This window comes from Nibrella viscosa, assembly GCF_039541875.1.
GTDB classification, from domain to species: Bacteria; Bacteroidota; Bacteroidia; order Cytophagales; family Spirosomataceae; genus Nibrella; species Nibrella viscosa.
In genome coordinates this window covers 455642-478404 of the sequence record NZ_BAABHB010000002.1, presented here as the reverse complement: position 1 = coordinate 478404, position 22763 = coordinate 455642, and the positions used below count along the sequence as shown (strand labels likewise).

Below are 22763 nucleotides of genomic sequence, written 5' to 3'. Positions count from 1 at the left end.
GTATGCGTACATATCAGATTTGTCAGGAAGGAATTTGGGATACCACAGTACCAGGCATCACGTTCAATGAGCAGGGCGTATCGAATTATGCGACCATTCAGAAAAGGCTGGCGGCCGGCTTCCCACGGGGCGAGCAGGGCCTGGCCACCTGGCAGCAGCTTGTTACCCAGATAAAAAAACACAAGCCGGCCGGCTCCCGCTACGACTGCCTGATTGGCGTAAGTGGCGGCACGGATAGCTCCTACCTGCTGCACATTGCTAAGGAATACGGCCTGAACCCGCTGGCCGTCAACCTCGACAACGGCTGGAATTCCGACATTGCCGTCAAGAACATCAAAAAGGTTATCACGGCGCTGAACATCGACCTGGAAACCTACGTCATCGACTACGAAGAGATCAAAGACATTCTGCGGTCATACATGGTTGCCGGCCTGCCCTGGATCGACGCTCCTACCGACCTGGCCATCAAATCCATCCTCTACAAGCTGGCCGACCAGGAAAAGCTGAAATACGTGCTGATCGGCAGTGACTTCCGCTCAGAGGGCAAGCAGCCTTCGGAATGGACCTACACCGACCTGCGGCAGCTTAAGCACGTACACGGGCAGTTTGGCCGGGTGAAGCTGAAAACCTACCCGACCATGACCCTCTGGGACTTTTTGTATCTGGGGTACGCTAAGAAAATCAAGCTCATTGCGCCGTTTAATCATTTGGCGTACCAAAAGAAAGAAGCACAGGCTATATTGCAGGAACAGTACGGGTGGGAATACTACGGCGGGCATCACCACGAGAACCTGTTCACCAAATTTGCGGTCGCCTACTGGCTGCCCCGCAAGTTCAACATCGACAAACGGCGCATTACGTTGTCGGCGCAGGTGCTCAGCGGAGAAATCACCCGCGAGCAGGCCCTGGCCATGATTGACCGGCCACCCTATGCTCACGACCGGATGGAAGCGGATAAGGAGTACGTCATCAAAAAGCTGGACTTGACCCCGGCCGAATTTGACGCCATCTGGAACGGCCCGAACAGGACCTTTCTGGATTATCCATCGTATTATCCGCTTATGAAGCGAATGCTTTATCTGGCGGCCCCCGTGCTGAAACAGATATTTGCCGTAAAGCCCAAAATCCTCTACGAACTAGAGGAACGGGCAGCTTAGGTACCGGCCTAAGCCACACCATTATGCTAAAAGTTGTTGTTGTTGATTACGGAATGGGGAATCTCCGGTCGGTCTATAATAAGTTCCGGCGGATGGGCGTCGACTGCTGCCTCAGCGCCGACCCGGCCGTAATTCAGCAGGCGCAGGCCTTAATTCTGCCCGGTGTCGGTCATTATGGCAAAGCCATGGACCGGCTGCAGCAACTCGACCTGCTTCCACTCCTTCACGACCGGGTACTGGGCGAACAGATACCGGTGATGGGCATTTGCCTGGGTATGCAGTTGCTAATGGAGCATAGCGAAGAAGGCGATGCCGCCGGTTTAGGCTGGATCAAAGGGAATACGGTGAAATTCCGGCTCGACCAAACGCAATTGAAGGTCCCGCATATCGGCTGGAACAGCGTAGAGCCCACCCGCGCTCATCCGGTTCTGGAGGGCTTACAAGCCGGCGAACTCGTGTATTTTGTTCACTCTTACCATGTTAAGCTAACCGAACCAGCCGACGCCTTGCACGCTACCGACTATGGGTACACCTTTATTTCAGCCGTGCAGAAGGCTAATATTTTCGGCTTTCAGTATCATCCGGAAAAGAGTCAGGATGCGGGGATGACCCTGTTACGGAATTTTGTGAATCTGGTTAAATCACCGGCCTATGTATAGACCCCGCGTGATTCCCTGTCTGCTCCTGCAGCATAACGGCCTGGTCAAGAGCGTCCAGTTTGCCAACCACCGCTATATCGGCGACCCGATCAATGCCGTGCGGCTTTTCAATGACCTGCGGGCCGATGAACTGATCTTTCTGGACATCCGGGCGAGCGCCGAGAATCGCACCATTGATCCGGCTCTGGTGCAGAAAATAGGCGACGAAACCAATATGCCGTTTACGGTAGGTGGCGGGGTCCGTTCGCTAAAATCTATAGAACTACTAATCAAAGCCGGTGCCGAACGGGTTTGTATCAATACGTATGCGCTGACCCATCCGGCATTTATCCGGGAAGCGGCTGAGGAGTTCGGCTCCTCTACCATTGTCGCCTGTATCGACGTCAAGCGCAACTGGTGGAAAAAAGAGCAGGTATACGACCACGTTCGCGGCCAGACTACCGGCCTCACCCCGCTGGAGTACGCCCGGCAACTAGCCGACAACGGCGTGGGTGAGCTTATTGTGCAGTCGGTGGAGCAGGATGGAACAATGGCCGGCTATGCCGTTGACCTGGTACAGAAAATTGCCACAGCCGTTGAGGTACCCGTGGTGGCGCTGGGCGGTTGCGGCTCATTTCAGGACATCCGCCGGATTGTCACCGAAGGCCGGGCCTCGGCCGCGTCGGCGGGCAGTATGTTTGTGTACCACGGGCCGCGCCGGGCGGTGTTAATCAGTTTTCCGGCGCAATCCGAATTACAGCAGTTGTTAAGTAAAGCGTAGCTGAATGAAGAAGATTTTACTGGATATAGGTCACCCTGGTCATGTACACTACTTCCGGAATGCCATCCGGATGCTGGAGCAGCGCGGGCATCAGGTAACCGTGGTGGCGCGTGACAAAGAAGTGACATTCAGCCTGTTAAAATCCTACGGTATACCCTATACATCCCGCGGTACCGGCAGCAAAGGACTTCTGAGCAAGCTATTGTATACCCTGAAAGGCGATTACCACCTCCTGCAGGTGGCCCGCACCTTCAGGCCTGATCTTTTTCTGAGCTTTGGATCACCGTATGCGGCTCAGGTATCCTGGCTGATGGGGAAACCCCATATCGCCTTCGACGATACCGAACACGCCCGGCTGGGTCAGCTGATGTATCGGCCGTTTACCCGTACGGTCGTGACCCCACAGGCTTACCGGCAGGAGGTTGGCCCCAGGCAGGTTCGCTTCGACAGCTTCATCGAACTCTGTCATTTGGCTCCGGCGTATTTTCAGCCGGACCCTGGCGTACTGACAGACCTGGGACTTACACCGGCCGACCCGTTTATCCTGCTCCGCTTTGTTTCGTGGGATGCCAACCATGATGTTGGCCATCAGGGGCTTACGTTTACCCAAAAGCTGCAGCTTGTCGATCAATTAAAAGCCTACGGCCGTATTTTTATCTCCTCAGAGGGTAAGCTACCGGCTGAGCTGGAGTTGTACCGGCTCCGGTTAGCGCCCGAAAAACTGCATCACCTGCTGGCGTATGCCAGTCTGTACATTGGTGAAGGCAGCACAACGGCCAGTGAATGCGCCTTGCTGGGTGTGCCCAATATTCTGGTCAACAGCCTGCTGGCTCCGGCAACCCGGCCGGGCGTTCATACCGAACTGGAGCGGTATGGCGTTCAGGCCTTGTTTGTCTCGTTTGAGGGCGTGCTGGAAAAAGCAGTAGCCCTGTTACGGGAAGATGCCCGAACCGAATGGCAGGAGCGCCGGCGCCGACTACTGGACGAAAAGATCGATGTTACGGCATTTATGGTCTGGCTGGTCGAAAATTATCCGGCCAGCCTTCACGTGATAAACGAGAATCCCTCATACCAGTATCGGTTTAAAATGGTACTGGAACAGGTATAAGTCTCATAATTAAGGTTATGGCGTATTCGCACCTACTTACCGTTGCAGAGACTCAGCAAACCAGCAACCCGTATCTGAGCTTATCAGATAAGTTGCAGTCGTATGGCTACCAAAAAGAAGATCTGCAGAAAATCAGTGACGTTACCGCCTGGCTAAACGGTCATTCGGCGCTGCTTGACGAATTGGCCGGCAGCCCGACCACGACCTATGCCACTGTGTTTACCGGCCGGTCATTGAATCAGGTTACCGATATAAGCGGCTTATTGCGGCATGCCTTTTCGTACATTCAGCCCGACGGCTTTCTGGTTTGCCATCTGGAATTGTCCGATCAGCGAAAAAGCCGCCTGTTCGGTTCGTCCCCAATAGGTCTTGCCTACCTCTGGTACGTTTTCGATTATCTGTTACACCGGGTAGCGCCCCGGCTTAGTCTGACGCGCAGCCTGTACAAATCGTTCTTTCCGGCTAAACGCGTACTGTCGCGGGCCGAAACGCTCGGGCGGTTTGTGCATGCGGGTTACACGATCAGCACAAGCTTCGAATCAGGTGGCCAGTTTTTTGTGGTTGCCGGGAAAACCGGTGCAGAAACCGTTCAGCGACCTCCCTCACCCGAAGGGGTTCTGCTGCATATGTGGCGCATAGGCAAACACGGCCGCCCTTTCCGCGTGTACAAGATCAGAACCATGCACCCTTACTCTGAATACCTGCAGGAGTATATGCACCAGCTTAACGGGCTGGAAGCCGGCGGCAAATTCAAAGACGACTTCCGGGTGATTTCGCCGGGCCGCTTCATGCGGAAATATTGGCTGGATGAAATTCCAATGCTGATCAACCTCCTGAAAGGAGATATTAAACTGGTGGGCGTACGGCCGCTGAGTGCCCAGTATTTCAATCTGTATCCGGAAGAAGCCAAACAGGAACGGATCAAACATAAACCCGGCCTGTTTCCTCCCTATTATGCCGACCTGCCCCGGAATTTCGAGGAGATTGTCGAGTCTGAACTGCGTTACCTCCGGGCCTATAGCCAGGCACCCCTCAAAACCGACGCAACATACCTGCTGAGAATCCTGTACAACATTGTCTGGAAGCGGGCTCGCAGCAAATAAGCCGGCCAGTGTCCGCTGCCGTTAGTAGTGGCGGGGGTTTGTAACCGACCGCGCTGACCGCGCAAACCGGCCGACTGGTCCGCTGAGCCATTCTTTGCGGATACTAAAATAGAAACCGGTGCTGTTTTTATACAGCAATCCATTGTCGTTGGCTACTGTCAGGTTAGCCCAAAGTCCCTGAGCAGCATTCAGGGGCATTCCGAATCGGGCATACGACGATACCTGCCAGGTGTGGTACGGGAAAGGGATTATATACCGGCCCCGGTTGTCGCTTACCGAGCACTTGAGCTGAAAGGTATAGTTTCGGAAAATATTTCCCGCCACACCAGCATGGACAACCAGCACCCGGTTATTATTGGTAAAACTGCGCAGATCGTCTGGCGTGATATTCATCTTTGGCAGCCCTTCCCGGCTATCGGTCTGCGGAGTGATAAACGGTGTTCCAATAGTCCGGCCCAGGTATGACCAGCCCATAGCGTACTGGTAATTATTGAAATACTCGTCGTTACCTCTCGTCTTATCCTCAAACGTAAATTCCGGTCCTCCCTGGTTACGGGTATCCATCACTTCGAAAACGATATGGCGCAGTTGAAAAGCATCCGACAGGGGTTTCCGGCTCTGGAACCGGATACCCGTCAGCCCGTCGGTAATGTTGTTGCCGTGAAAGAGAGAGCCATCCTCAAAAATAAACTGCCGGTACAGCAACAGCGAAAAACCGGGCAGGAGCAGTTCTCCGCCCAGATCTACCGAACCCAGGTGATTACCGATGCGATTGTTGCTGTCGATAGTTGGCAGCCTGGTTGTATCTACCACCGACCGCGCCGGCAGCGATGCGCCGGTCACCACGTCGATATAATCGCGGAAGGTTGACGGCAACCGCCCGTCTTTTACAAAAAGCGGATTATTGATGGAAGAGCGCCCGCCCCATTGAACCTGATGATTTGCTCCTCCGTATAGCCGAACCGGCCAGGTTTCTTTCCCAAGCCGGAAATACAGCGCCTTCTGGTGCAGATAAAAGTTTTTGATGATGCCGCCATTATCGAACCAGCCATGAGCGTAAGCCCCCTGCACCGAGAGTATTCCTTTGGTAAACTCAATTGGGGTAAAAACCGGAATGGATACCTCCACCCGTGGCATCGGCAGCGCGTTGGCCGACCAGCTATAAGGGCCAACCCCCAGGGTTGAATCGGCCAGGCCAATTACCTGACGCCAGCGCCCCGCCCTGACTTCGAAAATACTAATGCGGGCTTTGACATACAGTTCGGGCAGCAAAACAGCCGATTGGGGAGCCGCATTGGCCACTACATTCAAGCCGTAGCCCCAGTCGAACCGAATTCCTCTGGAGGATTTTCCGGCCGCACTATCGGCATAGGGTCGGTAATCCCGGTAAATACCAGCCCGAACCGTCCCGAAGGGCCCCTCTTTGGGAACAATACCAAACTGGTTGGCGTGCATCCAGAAGGGTGTCTGGTTGGTACTGGCTGCCGATACGCCCGCTTCTGCGTACATGTAGCGGGGTATCCGCTGAGCAAGCGCCGGTGACACCGTGAGTATAAAGGCCCCAAAGCCAATCGATAAAAGCTTCATCATTAGGGTCGCTTTTGTTGTAAACTGGCTGTAAATATGACCAATTTACCAGGTTAATTTATACCGTATCATCGTACATAATAATACTTCTTGACCAGGTTTTTCACCGTCTGCAACAGAAGCTCCCGGCACCAGTAATATAAGTTATCATTCCAGCGCTGCGGGTGAAAGGTAAACATGATCCGGTCGGGAAGTTCTTTATTCCCGACAGCCCGGATAATTTCATCGGTAGAGTGGAAGCGCAGGGCAAAGCCGGATTTCACTTTGTCCCGAACACTCACCTGATCGCCGTCCCACCGGCGGCCCGTGTCGGTCAGGTAAAAAACCTGGTTAAAGTTAACATCAAAGTAAGGTTCGCCAAGAATACCGTAGCTTTTGTAATCATACACCTTCCAGAGATCTTTGGAATCATACGGCGACAGGGGGCTGCCGTGCATGCAAATGGTCTGTACCGACGCCAGTGCACGCAGGGCCGTGAGATTTCTTTCGAAATCGATAATGCCTGCCGCCATATTGCCCCGGCAGGTGGTGAGGCATTCATAATGATACCCGATTTCGTGCCCCAGGGCCGCAATGGTTCTTATGATGCTTTCATCCCAGCTCTCCGGCACAGCTCTGAAATAGTACACTCCTTGTATGCCCAGCTGATGCTGCAGGTGGGCAAACCTTAATGAGTTGGCCGGCATGAGATCGACATCATGACGCAGTATAATGCAGCGGGGAAGCGGGTGCTGCAAAAACTCCGCAAACGTCTGGAACCGGTATTCGGCTTTGATCAGGGCGTGTAGTAGTTGTTGATAAGCAATCAGCGAAAAGTCCATCCCCGGAACAGCCACGTCTCTTAGTTTTCTTCTGACAGTACAGGATTAATGCTCTTGATTACTTTGGCCGGATTTCCGCCTACTACCGTATACGGCGGTACATCTTTGCGAACCACGCTACCGGCAGCGACAATAGAATTTTCGCCGATGGTTACCCCAGGCAGGATAACGACATTGATGGCGATCCAGGCCCCTTTTTTGATATGTACCGGCTTGATTACATGGGCCGACTCGCCCAAAATAGCCCGGAGGGGGGTAGTTGGGTTGGAATGGGTCAGGATGTAAACCCCGCCCGCCAGCGACACTTCATCGTCAATGGTAATCAGGTCGGGCCTTACCCGGTCCAGTATGTTGCCTCCGCCCAGAAAAACGTTTCTGCCTATTTTTACGCCCCGCAGGCGCTCCAGCCGGCAGCGATTCTTGGCCCCAATTGGAAAACGCGTCATGGCCATCCACTGAAGTACTTTTCCTATAAAGGACCGGAACAGACCACGGGTGCTCTTTGCCTCTAACTTGGCGCTGCCCAGCTGCTCCTGCGCCAGGGCCATCAAAAACCTTTCCATACGTTCTACAAAAGGGAGTCTATACCACTGCGTGTGCCTAAGCAGTCGCTCTCTGCCATCGAGAGAGTAAAAGTAAAAAATAATCTGATGCCGCCGGTTCAGCGCCGAAGATACGCTACCTGTATAGTCTGAACTTATCCTATGGCCCTTTTTGACGACTGTCTGGCGAAACAGGAATCGGCGCAACACCTTTCCGGCGTTGGTTTTATGCGTATACTTGCACCCGCACCCGCTTAAACCCTTTCGGAATGCTATGCAGAAGTTCGTTATTGGTTGCCTCCTGGTCGCGGTAATCGTGCCGGCCCTGGCCCAGTCACCATCTAAAGGGCAAACCAGCCATTCGTCCAAACCCAAAACCAGAGCCGGTAATCCGGTCTTTCCCGGTTGGTATGCCGATCCGGAAGGCACTATATTCGGCAAAACGTACTGGATATACCCGACCTATTCGGCTCCGTATAACCAGCAGGTTTTTATGGACGCCTTCTCGTCGCCCGACCTGGTGAACTGGACCAAACATCCCCGAATTATCGACACTACCGCCGTGAAATGGGCTAAACAGGCCATGTGGGCACCGGCGGTGGTCGAAAAAGCCGGCCGTTACTATCTGTTCTTCGGAGCCAACGATATTCAGAACGACCGGGAAACCGGCGGCATTGGGGTAGCGGTGGCCGATAACCCGGCCGGACCGTTTAAAGATTATCTGGGCAAGCCCCTCATCGGCCAGTTCCACAACGGAGCGCAGCCCATCGACCAGTTTGTGTTCAGGGATAAAGACGGGCAGTATTACATCCTGTACGGCGGCTGGCGGCACTGTAACATAGCCCGGCTTAACCCTGATTTTACGGGCTTTCTGCCCTTTCCGGATGGCACCACGTTTAAAGAAATTACCCCGAAAGGCTATGTAGAAGGCCCCGTTATGTTCATCCGGCAGGGTAAGTACTACTTCATGTGGTCGGAAGGCGGCTGGGGAGGCCCTAACTACTCGGTAGCCTACGCAATAGCCGACTCACCGTTTGGGCCTTTCGAACGTGTGGGTAAGATCCTGCAACAGGACCCCGCTGTAGCCACGGGGGCCGGTCACCATTCGGTGATTCAGATTCCCGGCACCGATGAATGGTACATTGTCTACCACCGCCGGCCGCTCACCGAAACCGACCGCAACCACCGGGAAACCTGCATTGACGAACTCCGGTTTGATGAAAGCGGAGCTATTCTGCCGGTTAAAATCACCGTTGAAGGGGTCAACCCCCGCCCCATACGGTAGGTAAGGAACAGGCGTGTACAACCGGCCATACGCCACAAAATTTTTAAGCAAAAGCTACCACTACCTTGCTGACCGGCAGATACACGAAAGCCCATACAGCCGCCGTAAAACGGGAAGCAGGTACCGAATTAATCGAAAATGCCATCAGGATTTTTTGCTTTATTAGATGACATCTCGGCCCTGGTAAAGGCAAGTGCCGCCAGTCTGGATGATGTACCTACCCAGGTAGCCAAAACCACCGGTAAGGTTTCGGGTATTGTGATTGATGATACGGCCGTTACGCCCAAATATGTGGTAGGACTTGACCCATCCCGTGAACTTTCGATCATTTACCGGATTGCCAAAAAATCGCTGGTCAACAAACTGCTTATTCTGAGTCCGGCGGCCTTGTTTCTTGGCTATTTTGCACCCTGGGCAATCACGCCAATTCTGATGGTTGGGGGTGCCTATTTATGTTTCGAGGGGTACGAAAAGGTGCATTCCCTGTTTAGCCGGCCTCATGAGGAGGTAAAAAGTGAAGTGGTAAAAGTCATCACGCCGGAGGAACTCGAACAGCAGCGGGTTACGGGTGCGGTTCGCACCGATATTATCTTGTCGGCAGAAATCGTAGCCATTGCCTACAGCCAGGTAGCCGACCAGGACATTATCAACCAGATACTGGTACTGCTGGCCGTGGGTGTTTTCATTACAGTGGCCGTGTATGGCTTTGTTGGTCTGGTTGTTAAAGCAGACGACCTTGGCGTACACCTGACGCAGGCTAAATACTCCCCGGCTACGCAGACGTTTGGCCGCGGCCTGGTAAAGTTTATGCCACGTTTCCTGACTCTGCTGGGCTACGTAGGTACGGCAGCCATGCTTTGGGTAGGTGCCGAAATCATTGCCCATGGTATTCCGTATACCAATCATCTACTGCACGAGTTGGAACATGCCCTGGCCAACATGCCGGCAGTAGCCTGGCTGACAAAGGCCCTGATCTGCGCGGTCGCTGGACTTATTATCGGCTTTGTGGTAGAGAAAGTGGTAATACTGGCGAAGAAAGTCGTTGGAAAACGATAAGACCGGGCCTGTACCGGATATAGCTTCTCTACTTTACGTCCTTTTTCTTCCCGAATTTATTGCCGAAAAAGTCACCTTTGTTCCAGACCGGCCGGGTGTCGGCCTGGGCTACGAGGTAGCTGGTCAGGAATTGCAACTGAACGTGTTTGGCGGCCGCCTGGAAGTCGAACGGCTGGTTCATATCGTCCTGCGGGGAGTGGTAGATGGTCCCGCGCCAGTCGAGGTTGACTTTACGGCCGTCGAGCTGCGGATTGCCGGTTTTGAAGCCGCTCTTGATGAACAGGGCTGGAATCCCCTGCCGGACAAAGCTGAAGTGGTCGCTGCGCATAAATACGGTCTGCTCCGGAATAGGATCTTCGGCAATATCTACACCCAGGGCAGCGGCCGCTATACCCACCGGCTGCGACAGGCTGGAATGCTCAACTCCGTAGGGCACAATATCCAGCAGCGGGTGGAAAAAGAACGGCATATCCAGGCTGAAGTTAGCCACCATGCTACCGGGCATCGTTGGGTTGCCGGCAAAGTAATCGGAGCCCAGCAGGCCCAGTTCCTCACCGGTTACCCCCACAAACAGAATAGACCGGCGGGGGCGGTTCGGCAGCGAGGTATACAACCGGGCTGTTTCCAGCAAAATACCTACGCCGGAGGCATTATCGTGCGCACCATTGTAGATTGAATCGCCGTTGACCGGCTTTCCAATTCCCAGGTGATCGAGGTGCGCCACGTGCACCACATACTCATTTTTTAACACGGGGTCGGTGCCGGGTAAAACGGCTACTACGTTTTCGCCCCGAATGTCGGGCATAGTCGTGGTTTGGGTCCGCATCCGCACCGAAACCGACAGCGGAAACGCCTGGGGGGTATTGCGTGTGGCCCAGCCCACGGCATCATCAAACGAGCGGCCGGCACCGGCAAACAAAGCGCGGGCGGTGGAGTCGCTGACGGTAGCTACGCCCAGCAGTTCGGGGTTGGTGCGTTGCGCCTGTCCCTGCTTATCCACCCAGCGGGTTACGCCCTGCGACTGGCGAAGCCGCGTGGCCGTGGCCTCCATGCGGGTGCGAAGATCGGTCGGAATGCTACAGGAAATGACGCCGACTGCGCCATGAGCCACTGCATTCTCCAGCTTGGAGGTAGAGCTATAATAAGCCCGCTGGTTAGACGGGAAGTTGGTTGGGGCACCGTTGAAATACGCAACAATTTTTCCTTTTACGTCGATCTTGTCATAATCATCGTGGCTCAGTTCCGGGGCGGTAATACCGAATCCGACAAACACCACCGGGGCGGTCACTTCGCTGGTGGCTTTGCCAAAGTTGGGACTCAGCACAAACCCCCTGCCGTATTCCAGCGGTTGCTCGCTCCCTTTGCGCACGATAGCGAACGAACTGCCGGCTTCGTTGACCTGTGCCCGGCGCAGCGGCACGGCCTGCCGGTACGTTTTGTTATCGCCGGCCGGTAGCAGACCCAGCGCTTCAAACTGCGCCTGCAGGTAATTGGCCGCCAGGGCAAAGCCACGGGTGCCGGGCCGGCGGCCTTCCAGCGCATCATCGGCCAGGAAACCCATGTGCGCCCTGATGGCTTCGGGCCGTACCGTTTGCACAACGGTGCGGGCTTCGGCGGGAATCTGATTCAGCGCGTCCTGCGCCCAGGCAGGCAGGGTGCCGGTCAGCAGGGTGGCTGCCAAAGCGGCCGTATACAGGAAGGTTTGTTTGCTATACGTCATTAACTAAGCTGGTTCAGCAGGTTGTCAGGATGTTATGAAATTACAAAGATACAGCAGTTAAGGCAATATGGCTATGTGGCAGGCAGGTAAAAGCTGGCACGTCTCGTCAGGAACATTTTATGACCTACACATACAACCTTAACCCACAAGTTCGTGCCGGTAGGCCGATGGCGTCTGGCCGGTCACGGCGCGGAAGGTTTTGTTGAAGTGCGACAGGTTGTTGAAACCAACTTCGTAGCTGATGTCGGCCACGGTACGCGAACTATTCAGCAGATGCCGGGCCTGGTTGACGCGGTACTCGTTCACAAAATCGGTGAAGGTCATTTGCGTCATTCGCTTGAAATACCGACAGAAGGCAGGTACCGTCAGGTTGGCCAGATCGGCTACCTGCTGCATGTCGATGGGTTGCCGATAGCGGTCTTCGACATAGCGGACAATGCGATTGATGCGCTCCTGCTCGCGGGGGTTCAGATCGAACCGGACACCATCGGCGTGGAGGGGTGTTACATCCGTGGTTGTGGCGAGGTATTGGAAAATGCGCAGCAGCAGCAGCATCCGGTCGAACGGAGCCAGCGCGGGAAGTTGCATCAGCAGTGGCCCTACCTGATTTCGGGTTTCTTCGCCATAGGAAAGCCCCTGGTGTGCCCACTCAAACAACCGCCGGATAGCGGCCAGTTCGGGCCGGTTCAGGAAGGGTTCGCCCATGAAATCCTGCCGTAGCTGCACCACCAACTCCTCCGAATACAGGTCGGCCCCGTGCCCAAAGTTCAGGTGCGGTACGTTGGGGCCAATAAATACCAGGTAGCCCCCTTCGTAGCGGGATATATGCCGGCCAATGTGGCACTTACCACTACCCCGTGGGATATACACAATCTCGTGTTCGGGATGATAATGCCAGTACACCCCACACAAGTCCGGCTCGGTATGGTGCATCAACCGGAAAGAACTACCGGTTTCGGGCTCTATTTTTTCGAATTGAAGCTTCATAGATCGTAGATTGAGCACAACCCTTGTCCTAAATTAACTAAAACAATCAGCAATTTTCAATCAGTACGTCAATAAAGCATTGTAATCGGCAAATTAAGCAGAAGAAAGAAGCGGCCTAAACCTGCTATTTTTGTGCTATGAATACAAGTACATCAACGTTTAGCTGGCGCGACAATCTTTTGGTCCGCAACGTAAGCACCTTCGCTACCCACGCTCAGGCGCGGGCGGTGGGTATGGTATTTGCCTCCGACAGTTTGCTGTTCGGCAGTTGGGTAGCCCATATTCCGCATATTAAACAGAAGCTGCAGCTTTCCGATGCCGGGCTGGGCCTGACGCTGTTTGCCATGCCGGTGGGTCTGCTCATCATGAATCCGCTGACGGGCTGGATCATTGCCCGGATCGGCGAAGCCAAAGCCTGCTTCTACGGTGCCCTGATCTTTTGCCTGGGCATGTGTCTGGCCATCAACGCCAATCATATATCATTGCTGGTAGCCGGTTTATTAATCAACGGCCTCAGCAGCGCCCTGCTCAACGTGGCCATGAACACCTCCGCCACCAACATCGAACGCGCCGACGGCATTCAGATCATGGCCTCCAGCCACGGGATGTGGAGCTTAGGTGGTATGCTGGGCTCGGCCATTGCCGGACTCGCCATTGCGCTGCATATTCCGCCCAATGTACACGTGATGATCATGGCCGCCCTGATTGCCCTGCTGACGTATTCGCTGCGGCCGCTGCTGCAAAGCATTCCGACCCAGAAAGCCGAGTCGAGCGTATCCTTTGTCAAACCGAATGTCGACCTGCTCCTGATGATTATCATTGGATTAGCCGTTGCCATGGGTGAAGGACTGGCGTTTGACTGGAGTGCCGTGTACCTGCGCGAGACGCTGGGCGCCACCAGTCAGGTAGCCGCCCTGGGCTTTGGCTGTTTCTCGCTGACGATGACGCTGGGCCGTTTTACCGGCGACGCGCTGGTGCCGCTGGTTGGGGCAAAACGCTGGCTGCAGATCAGCGGACTGGTTGGAGCCGTAGGTATTGCGGTAGCCACATTACTGCCTTACCCGGCTACGGCGCTGCTGGGCTTTGCCTTGCTGGGAGCCGGTTGCTCGCTGGGAGCGCCCATTCTGTACGGGGCCTCCATGCGGGTACCGGGTATTGCCCCGGCCGCCGGTCTGGCCACCTTTGCTACCTTTAGCTTTATCGGCTTTCTGGCCGGTCCGCCCATTATCGGGTTTGTAGCCGAAGGGTACGGGTTAGCGTATGGTCTGGCGCTGGTCGGCGTAATGATGCTGCTTTCCGCCGTGCTTTCCAGAAAGGTAAAACTGTATTAGGGTACGCTGATTTCATCCCCCACCCGAATGGTTCCGCCCTGGATAACCCGCGCCGTAATGCCACCGTGGCCGCGCATGGCGTTGTAGCCGCCGGGGCCGAGGTTGGTTTCCATGCGCGAGCAGGGATGACATTCGCCGGTAGTTTCCAGAACCACCTCGGGGCCGATCCGGAATCGCTGGTTCTTGAGCGCCAGCAGGTTAATGCCCGATACCACCAGGTTCCGGCGCAACAGGCCGGGGTCTACCTCCGGGTGGCCGGTCAGGGCAGCCACAGCGGGCAGGTGCTCGGCCTGGATGAGCGTAACGTGGCGGGTACCGCTGCGGCCGCTGTAGTGATCGCCAACGAGTCCTTTATCCGGAGATACCTCTACGTCATCAACCACCTGCACCGGCCCCCGCTGAACAGGGCGAATGCTGATCCACTCCAGACGGCCCGGCCGGGGAAAGTTGTTCTGCAATGCGGAGAGGGTTGTATTCATAGGAAGAGCGAATTGAAAACTATATAACGGGACATCAGATACCAGATGTCTTTTACCCTAATTGATTAGGTCTAACATCTATTGTCTAACGTCTAAAGTCTACTACCGAGCATCAGATATAACACCTGAACGCAAAAGGCTGTTTAGTAACTTTTTAGGATTTCCGATTCGTTGTGGCGAAATAAATTGTACTTTGCAAAGTAATCTGATAAAGTGCCTGTCCGGCTCAATTCCGGCGAACTTTTTCTTCTTTTTGTCTAAAAACTGTTTGTTAATCCAATCCTGTCCTGACAATGAGTGAGGTAGCAACCCGATTCAAACCAGGCGTCGTAACGGGCGATGGTGTCTCTGAAATCTTCCGTCATGCCAACGAAAATGACTACGCCCTGCCGGCCGTAAACGTCGTCGGTACCAATTCCGTGAACGCGGTTCTGGAAACGGCAAAGGCCGTAAACTCGCCCGTTATTATTCAGTTTTCCAACGGCGGAGGTATCTTCTACGCGGGCAAGAGCCTGCCCAACGATAAGCAGCAGGCGGCCATTGCCGGTTCTATTTCGGGAGCGCTTCACATCCATAACGTTGCCGAGTTGTACGGCATTCCGGTTATTCTGCATACCGACCACTGTGCCAAGAAACTGCTGCCGTGGATAGATGGCCTGCTGGATGCCAGCGAACGCCATTTCGACCAGTACGGTAAGCCCCTTTACAGTTCGCATATGCTCGACCTGTCGGAGGAGCCGATCGAAGAAAATATTGAGATCAGTTGCCGGTACTTTGAGCGGATGGCCAAAATGGGCATGACGCTGGAGATTGAACTCGGCGTAACCGGTGGCGAAGAAGACGGTGTGGATAATACCGGCGTAGATGATTCCAAACTGTATACCCAACCCTCGGAAGTGGCCTACGCCTACGAAGAGCTGAACAAAATTTCGCCAAACTTCACCATTGCGGCTGCCTTCGGTAACGTACACGGTGTATACAAGCCCGGCAACGTGAAGCTGTCGCCGATTATCCTGAAAAATTCGCAGGATTACATCCAGGAGAAATTCGGAACGGGTCCGCTGCCGGTGAACTTCGTCTTCCACGGCGGTTCCGGCTCCACCCGCGACGAAATCCGCGAAGCCATCCGCTACGGGGCCATCAAAATGAACATCGATACCGACATTCAGTGGGCCACCTGGGAAGGCGTTAAGAATTACTACGAGTCGAAGAAGGACTACCTGCAGGGGCAATTAGGAAACCCCGAAGGTCCCGATTCGCCGAACAAGAAATACTACGACCCCCGCGTTTGGCTGCGCAAGGCCGAAGAAAGCGTGGTGAAACGACTGACCGTTGCGTTTGAAGACCTCAACTGCATCAACCGCCTGGCGTAAGCACCGTAAGTATAGCGATCGAAAGCCCTCTCCCACCCGGATGAGGGCTTTTTCTTTGCCGGATAATTTCGTTTCTTCGTTCCAGGACCCAATTCATCCGCATGAATGATACGCAACTACAGGAGACGCTCAATCAATTCCTGAACTATGAGTTACTCCGGTTGGGCAGCTTCAAACTGACACCCAAAGAACTGATTGCCGTTGTCCTGATCGTTCTGATTACCAGGGCTATTCTTTGGACATTCAGGCGGTTTCTGACCCGGCAGGAAAAGCGCCGGAAACTGGACTCCTCCAGTGCGTACACGTTCTATCAGTTATTCAAATACCTGGCGTTTGTCATTGCCTTTGGTATGTCGCTGGAGGCCCTGGGTATTCAGCTCAACATCCTGCTGGCCAGTACGGCCGCTCTGTTTGTCGGCATTGGGCTCGGCTTACAGCACCTGTTCGACGATTTTATTTCGGGCATTATCATTTTAATTGACCGGACGATCAAAGTAGGCGACATTATTCAGGTCGAAAATACCGTTGGACGGGTGATTTCTATCCGGATGCGCCTGACAGAGGTGGAAAGCCGCGATCACATTCACTTACTGATCCCCAACTCCCTGATTACCAGCAACAAGGTCGTCAACTACACCCACCAGACGGCTCAAACCCGGTTTGATATCGTGGTAGGCGTTGCCTATGATTCCGATACCGATCTGGTCAAACAAATCTTGTTGGATTGCGCTCATGCCCACAGTCAGGTTGTGAAAGACCCGCCACCGCAGGTATGGCTGATCGATTTTGCCGACTCCGCCCTTCAGTTCCGCCTTTTGTTTTACAGCGACGAAGTATTCCGGATTGAGCGAGTCCGCAGCGATCTGCGATATATGATTGTCGAGCGGTTCCGTCAGCGGGGTATTACCATTCCGTTTCCGCAGCGCGATGTGTATATTAAAACCCAATCGTAGCCAGCACAAGCAACCTTTCAGCCGAAAACAGCATCTGGCTACCTGGAAAGGCAAACGACTTATCTTAGTTTTTTAGTCAATAGTTGATAGGGCTAACGACTATTGACTATCGACTATTGACTAACGACTTGAATCTATCCCCATTTATGAAACTACACTTTATCCTGCTTACGCTCTTGCTTCTTCCGGCTCTGGCTCTTAGCCAGGGCATTCGGGGAACGATACAGACAACCAAAGGGGAACCGCTGCCGTACGCGGCCGTTATTGCCCGCGGCACATCAACGGGTACGATGGCCAATGCCGAAGGTCGTTTTGAACTGGCGCTGAAGCCGGGCACCTACCAGATTGTTTTCCAATACCTGGGCTTTAAAACGGTTCAGAAAGATGTGGAAGTCGGCAACAGCTTTACTGAACTCCCTGTATCGCTGGAAGAGCAGGCGTTCAACTTAAACGAGGTGAAGGTCGGCTCCAATCAGGAAGATGCCGCCTACAGCATCATGCGCCGGGCTATTGCCAAAGCCAAGTTCCACCAGCTTCAGGTGCTGAGCTACACCGCCCGCGCTTACTCCAAAGTATCGGTTACTATCACCGACCTGCCAATGGAGTTTCTCTACAAAAAGCAGTTGAAAGAAGCCGAAAAAGAAGCCAATTTCAAGAAAGGCGTGCCGATGCTGAACGAAACGGTGTCGGAAGTGACGTTCCAGCAGCCGAATACCTACCGGCAGCGGGTAATTGCCTCCCGAAACTCCGTAGGCGAGAATATGTCGGTGAACCAGTATTTCCTCACCAGTTTTTACCAGCCCGAAGTAGCCAAAACGGTTTCTCCCCTGTCGCCCAAAGCTTTTGCCTATTACAAGTTTGAATACGAAGGCACCTACCGCGAGCAGGGTGTCGATATCAACAAGATCAAAGTCATTCCGCGTTCCTACGGCGAAGGGGTGTTCCGGGGTGTCATCTACATCATTGAGGGCACCTGGGCTTTGCATAGTTTACAACTGGAGACTATCGGCTTTGAGGGGCTGACGGTCAATATCCGCCACCTGTACAGTCCGATCAAGGGCGTATGGATGCCGGTCAACCAGCGGTACGACGTTCGGGGCAAAATCTTTGGCGTAGCGGGTAATGGTCAGTTCGTCATCAGCCAGACGTTCAATGACCTGAAGGTAAACCCCGCTTTTGTGGAAGACATTCAGGTGATCGACGAAAAGAAAGAAAAGCCGGCCACCCAGCTCAGCAACCGCGACATTAAGGGACAGAAGCTGGGAGATATGGTAGCGAAGCAGAAAGAATATTCGACCAAAAACCTGAAGCAGCTCATTAAGGAATACGAAAAGCAGGAGCGGAAAGAACGCAAGGAAAACAAGGAGGAAGTGGCCGTTACCCGCAACGACTCCACCATTGTCGATTCCCTGGCAGTCCGGCGAAACGTGACTTTCTGGGACTCCCTCCGCACCGTGCCACTCACAAGTGCCGAATCGAAAAGCTACGTGCGCAGCGACAGTCTCAAGATTACGCGGGAGATAAAGGTGCAGAAGGACAGTACAAAGAAGGCAACGAACGCCCGCACGTTTCAGGTCGGTCAGTTGATTACCGGCAACACCTGGAATCTGAGCAAGCGAACCACGCTGACCTGGGATGACCTGGTCAGCAGCCTTGCCTATAATACCGTAGAGGGCTATGTGGTAGAAGGCGGCCTGAAGCTAACGCATTACCTGAACCAGAAGCGAACAGACGAGATCAGCCTGCATCCGGTTGGCCGGTATCAGTTTGGCCGCCGGCAGTTTGTAGGCTATGCCACCGCGCAGTACCGCCACAACCGAACGAACCTGCGGCTGTCGGGTGGGCGCTACCTGTACCAGTTCAATCCGGAGCCACCGATCAGTCCGGCGCTGAATACGCTCACTACGCTGCTGTTTGAGCGTAATTTTATGAAGCTTTACCAGAAGGACTATTTCGCTAATCTGTCGCTGGATGCCCAGCCGTTCAAAGGGCGCATCAATTTTTCAGGAAGCCTCGATTATGCCCAGCGGTCGGAACTGGCCAACTACCGCGAAAACCTGAAACCCTGGATCGACTGGAACCAGTTCACCTTCACGCCCAACCGCCCCGATAACGCCGAGATTGGCCCGGCCGCTTTTCCCACCCATCAGGCGCTGGTGCTGAACCTGACGGCTACCGGCCGACTGAAAGCCGGCAGCTACCGAATCTCAAACGGTCGGCGGGTAAACCGGCGCAACACCAGTCCACTGCTGATGCTCAACTACCGCAAAGGGATTGCCGGCCTTGGCGGCAGCAATGTCGACTATGACTTTGTGCAGGCCGGCATCAGCCACTCGTTCGAGACGGGTATCCGCAGCCGGCTCAGCTACGATGTGCGGGTGGGGGGCTTCCTGAACAACCGGTCGGTGTACTTCCCGGACTTCCGCCACTTCCAGGGCAACCAGTTCTTCTTCCAGCAGGGCGATCCTACGTCCATCTACCGGATGCTGCCCTACTACGACTACAGCACCGGCAAGCGGTTTGTAGAGGCCCACGTGCTGTCGGAGTTCCGCAAATTCCTGCTGACCCAGATCACCTACGTTCGCCTGACCGGCCTGAAAGAGAACCTGTTTGTGCACTATCTGGGCACCCCGGCCTCCCGCCACTACACCGAAGTAGGCTACGGCCTGGATGGCATTCTCCGCCTGTTCCGCGTTGAAGTGGTTACGCAATGGCAGGATTTTACCTATCAGCGGGTAGGCTTCCGGGTAGGCACGACGCTGACGTTTGGGCGGTAATGTACCCCGTACCCCGGAATTACATTCCGGGGTACAGCAGGAGCCGTTTCTCCGTCACCGTCTTTATCTTCTCTTTGGAGAAATAGACGGGGAAGTAGTCATTCCTGGCCCAAATCGGGAACAGATCGCGGTAGTGCGGACTGGCGGGGTCGCCGGACTGGCCGGGGCTGTTGATGCCGAGCGTTTTGTCCCAGTCCTGCGTGTCGACCAGAATGCGGAAAGAGGCCCCATGCTCCTGGTTTAAGCTGCTGCCGGTATTATTGACCGTTTCGCCGTAGCCTCCGCGGGGTGCCGGGCCAACATTTACGCGAGCCTGCTCATTCTCATCGAGCCAGTCGCTTAACGCATGCTCCAGATAAATATGCTTATTGTCGGGTTGACCGTATTGCCAGCGGCTGCGGTCGGGTCCCAGGCGTTGGGTTAGGTCCTGCATGGCATAATCGAGGCAGGTTAGTAACAGACTATCGCGGTTTGCCGTTGTTGCACCGGTTATGGTTGGCAGTTTAGCCAGGGTCGTTTCGGGTTCGGTCAGCCAGTCGACCATGCGTTTGGTGGGGATATTTTTCAGGTACCGACGAGCCTTGTCGGGTAGAGCCGCCTGGTACAGAACACTCCGCAGGTATCCTTCCCATAACACGTAAATGGAAGCAGGCACCGAATTAGCGGCCAGTTGACCATCCCATTTTAGCAACTGCTGCCGCGCCCACTCCACCGGTTCACGGCTGCCTTTCAGCGATTTTAACAACGGCACCAGGGCCCGGGCGGTCATGGAGAGGTAATCGGCCTGAATGGCTTTAAAATCAGCGAGAGTTTGTTTGGGTTTACTGGTCAGCAACTCCCGGATTCGGTTTGAGCGTACCGGATTGGACCATACCCAGCCCACGGCATTGCGGTGCGGAAAATCGGCGGGTGTCTGATTATCGTTGGCAGTTACGACATAGCCTTCGGGCGGGTTCAGTTTATGCGGTAACTGGTCGATAGGCAGGTAACCGTCCCATTCAAATCGTCCGTCGCCGGGCACCGGCACCAGCCCCGTCCACTTCCGGCGGATAGGCGAGATACCCACCGCCTGCCAGCCTATGTCGCCCTGCCGCCCCGCGGATGGCCGCCCCGCCCAGATCATGTTTTCGCCGGGGATACGGCTGTAGGTGCAGGCCTGCCGGAATTCCTCCCAGTTTTTTGCCTGGTTCATACGCAGACTGGCCAGATAAGGCGCACAACCCACCTCGCGCCAACCCGCCCTTACCGCATAAATTTTACCGTTTTTGGCGTCCTCAAAGACCACCGGACCGTGGCGGGTGTATTTCAGCGTTACGGTCGCCGGCTCCTGGTCTTTTACAGGAATGGTTTCCGTCAGCGTCGTTATCGACTCCCACCGGCCATCGTAGCGGTACTGATTGGGATTGGCGGGATTCGTTTCGTAGACATACAGATCCTCGTTATCAGTTTCAAAAATGGTTAGTCCCCAGGCCCCGTGGTCATTGTGCCCGATGGATACACCCGGTAAGGTCGGCTCTCCGGCTCCGATCACGTTCCAGCCGGGGGCATTCAGATGGACCCAATAGCGGAGCGACGGCACCTGTTGCGCCCGGTGCGGATCATTGGCCAGCAGGGGAAAACCACTGGCCGAACGCGCTCCGCTAAGTACCCAGTTGTTGGACCCCACATACTGCTTTTCGGCATCAAACCAGTTGGCCGCTTCTTCCTCACTCCACTGCTGCCCTACCTTCTCGCCCGGTGCCGGAAACTTCAGCGGCAGCTTAAAGGCTTCATATAATTCCAGAATCGGCTGAAACAGTTCATCGCCGGTTACGTGCAGTGTCAGGTCGGGTTCATTTACGTTGCGGGCCGGATGAAACCATTGCACCTGCCGCAGGTGGTTGGCACCAAGCAGGTGTACCAGCCGTCCGTTGTTCAGTTCGTCGCGGACGTTGCTGAGCAGCCCCTGATGGCGGCTGATAACCACCTCGGGCGTCCAGTACTCAGGCTGAGTTTTCAGGCGCTTAAACTCAAACGGCAACTTGTCGGGCGTTTGCCGGATTTCGCGGATGTAAGCATTTATACCATCAACAAAGGCCTGAACAATCTGTGGGCCGTGGGGGTGGTAATGCGTCAGTTCCTCGTTCAGATTACCCCGAAACCGGAACAATCGGGTGCCGATGTCGCGTTTCACCTCCTGCGGCCCCAGCAGTTCGGCCACGGTGCCGGTGGCCTGCCGTCGCCAGATTTCAAGCTGAAACAACCGGTCGGAGGCTGCCGTATAGCCCTGGACAAAAAACAGATCGTGTTCGTTTTGGGCGTAAATATGCGCTACGCCCCAGCTGTCGCGCAGCACCTCAACCGGTTGCCGCAAGCCACTGATTCGTAATAACTTATCCTGTTGCGCACAGGATATCTGGTTACTGAATAAAAAAACGAGAAGAAACAGCCGGAAAGCAGCAAATCGCATAGGGTAGGGTTTGACAGTAGGGTAATAAAAGTAGACATTTACTTTTTTCTTCCAAAGTACCAGTCCCGCAACCCCAACCAACTAACCTATGCGAAAGCTTATACTCTTTATTGCCACCAGCCTGGACGGCTACATTGCCCGGTCAAATGGTGAGGTAGACTGGCTGCTGGCCGATGAAGATTTTGGGTATACGGCCTTTTACCGGTCAATAGACACGGTGCTGCTGGGCCACAAGACGTACGAACAGGTCCTGACTTTCGGCGATTATCCGTACCAGGACAAAACCAGCTATGTTTTCACCCGCGATACTAGTCGCACGCACGACGAATGGGTCGAATTTGTGTCGGAGGATATTGCGGAATTTACCCGTTCGCTGAAAGAAGAGCCGGGCGGCAATATCTGGCTGGTGGGCGGAGCCAACGTGATTGAGCACCTGCAGAAGACCGGGCTGATCGACGAGTACATTCTGTTTATTCACCCCACCATTCTGGGCAACGGCATTCCCCTGTTTAAGCCCCACACGCGCCAGACGGAGCTGAAACTCACCAGCACAAAGATTTACCCGCCCGGCCTGGTCGAAGCCCGATACGAGCGCGTGTAACGTTATTTTGATCCC

At 54.6% G+C, this 22763-nt stretch carries 18 protein-coding genes and 1 pseudogene; 12 read left to right on the top strand and 7 right to left on the bottom strand.

Going from position 1 to position 22763, the window contains the following annotated elements:
• Positions 1-2: 2 nt before the first annotated feature.
• Genes ABD931_RS06585 through ABD931_RS06565 form a run of 5 tightly spaced genes read left to right on the top strand, consistent with a single transcriptional unit; the run spans position 3 to position 4787 of the window.
• Entirely contained in the window at positions 3-1157 is a 1155-nt protein-coding gene (locus ABD931_RS06585) for an N-acetyl sugar amidotransferase (RefSeq protein WP_345265192.1), read from the top strand.
• A 23-nt stretch (positions 1158-1180) separates the two neighbouring features.
• Positions 1181-1816 carry an imidazole glycerol phosphate synthase subunit HisH gene (hisH, locus tag ABD931_RS06580; protein WP_345265190.1) on the top strand — a complete coding sequence of 212 codons (636 nt, stop codon included), beginning with the start codon at positions 1181-1183 and terminating at the stop codon, positions 1814-1816.
• The gene (locus ABD931_RS06575) at positions 1809-2576 is read left to right on the top strand and encodes an AglZ/HisF2 family acetamidino modification protein (RefSeq protein ID WP_345265188.1); all 768 of its coding nucleotides are present in this window, start codon (positions 1809-1811) and stop codon (positions 2574-2576) included. The genes hisH and ABD931_RS06575 overlap by 8 nt, the downstream gene beginning before the upstream one ends.
• 4 nt (positions 2577-2580) lie before the next feature.
• The gene (locus tag ABD931_RS06570) at positions 2581-3684 is read left to right on the top strand and encodes a DUF354 domain-containing protein (RefSeq protein WP_345265186.1); all 1104 of its coding nucleotides are present in this window, start codon (positions 2581-2583) and stop codon (positions 3682-3684) included.
• A 17-nt stretch (positions 3685-3701) separates the two neighbouring features.
• The gene (locus ABD931_RS06565) at positions 3702-4787 is read left to right on the top strand and encodes a sugar transferase (protein ID WP_345265184.1); all 1086 of its coding nucleotides are present in this window, start codon (positions 3702-3704) and stop codon (positions 4785-4787) included.
• Between the two features lie 21 nt (positions 4788-4808).
• Here ABD931_RS06565 and ABD931_RS06560 read toward each other — a convergent pair whose 3' ends face one another.
• From ABD931_RS06560 to ABD931_RS29240, 3 genes and pseudogenes are all read right to left on the bottom strand, one after another.
• The gene (locus tag ABD931_RS06560; RefSeq protein ID WP_345265182.1) at positions 4809-6377 is read right to left on the bottom strand and encodes a capsule assembly Wzi family protein; all 1569 of its coding nucleotides are present in this window, start codon (positions 6375-6377) and stop codon (positions 4809-4811) included.
• A 65-nt stretch (positions 6378-6442) separates the two neighbouring features.
• Positions 6443-7210 (bottom strand): hypothetical protein, encoded by a 768-nt coding sequence (locus ABD931_RS06555; RefSeq protein WP_345265180.1) that lies wholly within the window; start codon positions 7208-7210, stop codon positions 6443-6445.
• A gap of 5 nt (positions 7211-7215) precedes the next feature.
• Positions 7216-7407 (bottom strand): annotated as a pseudogene (locus ABD931_RS29240) (acyltransferase); the annotation flags it as partial.
• A gap of 604 nt (positions 7408-8011) precedes the next feature.
• On the opposite strand from ABD931_RS29240, the gene ABD931_RS06545 reads away from it, so the two are divergent.
• Complete coding sequence (locus ABD931_RS06545) at positions 8012-9022, top strand: glycoside hydrolase family 43 protein (RefSeq protein WP_345265176.1); 1011 nt, start codon at positions 8012-8014, stop codon at positions 9020-9022.
• 138 nt (positions 9023-9160) lie between these two features.
• Positions 9161-10078 (top strand): DUF808 domain-containing protein, encoded by a 918-nt coding sequence (locus ABD931_RS06540; protein WP_345265174.1) that lies wholly within the window; start codon positions 9161-9163, stop codon positions 10076-10078.
• A 28-nt stretch (positions 10079-10106) separates the two neighbouring features.
• On the opposite strand, the gene ABD931_RS06535 is transcribed toward ABD931_RS06540, so the two are convergent.
• Both ABD931_RS06535 and ABD931_RS06530 read right to left on the bottom strand, forming a co-directional pair.
• The gene (locus tag ABD931_RS06535) at positions 10107-11798 is read right to left on the bottom strand and encodes a M28 family metallopeptidase (protein WP_345265172.1); all 1692 of its coding nucleotides are present in this window, start codon (positions 11796-11798) and stop codon (positions 10107-10109) included.
• Positions 11799-11936: 138 nt separating this feature from the next.
• Entirely contained in the window at positions 11937-12785 is an 849-nt protein-coding gene (locus ABD931_RS06530) for a helix-turn-helix domain-containing protein (RefSeq protein WP_345265170.1), read from the bottom strand.
• 137 nt (positions 12786-12922) lie between these two features.
• Here ABD931_RS06530 and ABD931_RS06525 point away from each other — a divergent pair, with 137 nt between their 5' ends.
• Positions 12923-14116 (top strand): MFS transporter, encoded by a 1194-nt coding sequence (locus ABD931_RS06525; protein WP_345265167.1) that lies wholly within the window; start codon positions 12923-12925, stop codon positions 14114-14116.
• Here ABD931_RS06525 and ABD931_RS06520 read toward each other — a convergent pair.
• The gene (locus tag ABD931_RS06520; RefSeq protein WP_345265165.1) at positions 14113-14595 is read right to left on the bottom strand and encodes an MOSC domain-containing protein; all 483 of its coding nucleotides are present in this window, start codon (positions 14593-14595) and stop codon (positions 14113-14115) included. The two genes, ABD931_RS06525 and ABD931_RS06520, sit on opposite strands and share 4 nt — an antisense overlap.
• A gap of 293 nt (positions 14596-14888) precedes the next feature.
• Between ABD931_RS06520 and fbaA the strand changes: the two genes are divergently transcribed.
• The 3 genes from fbaA to ABD931_RS06505 all read left to right on the top strand — a co-directional run bounded on the left by fbaA (position 14889) and on the right by ABD931_RS06505 (position 19698).
• A complete protein-coding gene (gene fbaA, locus ABD931_RS06515) occupies positions 14889-15968 on the top strand; it encodes a class II fructose-bisphosphate aldolase (RefSeq protein ID WP_345265163.1) in 1080 nt (359 codons plus the stop codon).
• 101 nt (positions 15969-16069) lie between these two features.
• Positions 16070-16921: a mechanosensitive ion channel family protein gene (locus ABD931_RS06510; RefSeq protein WP_345265161.1), complete on the top strand. Its 852-nt coding sequence runs from the start codon at positions 16070-16072 to the stop codon at positions 16919-16921.
• 146 nt (positions 16922-17067) lie between these two features.
• On the top strand, positions 17068-19698 hold the full coding sequence (locus ABD931_RS06505) for a DUF5686 and carboxypeptidase regulatory-like domain-containing protein (protein ID WP_345265159.1): 2631 nt from the start codon (positions 17068-17070) through the stop codon (positions 19696-19698).
• A 19-nt stretch (positions 19699-19717) separates the two neighbouring features.
• On the opposite strand, the gene ABD931_RS06500 is transcribed toward ABD931_RS06505, so the two are convergent.
• Positions 19718-22147, bottom strand: a complete 2430-nt coding sequence (locus ABD931_RS06500) for a penicillin acylase family protein (protein ID WP_345265157.1) — start codon at positions 22145-22147, stop codon at positions 19718-19720.
• 88 nt (positions 22148-22235) lie between these two features.
• On the opposite strand from ABD931_RS06500, the gene ABD931_RS06495 reads away from it, so the two are divergent.
• On the top strand, positions 22236-22748 hold the full coding sequence (locus ABD931_RS06495; protein ID WP_345265155.1) for a dihydrofolate reductase family protein: 513 nt from the start codon (positions 22236-22238) through the stop codon (positions 22746-22748).
• Positions 22749-22763: the final 15 nt, after the last annotated feature.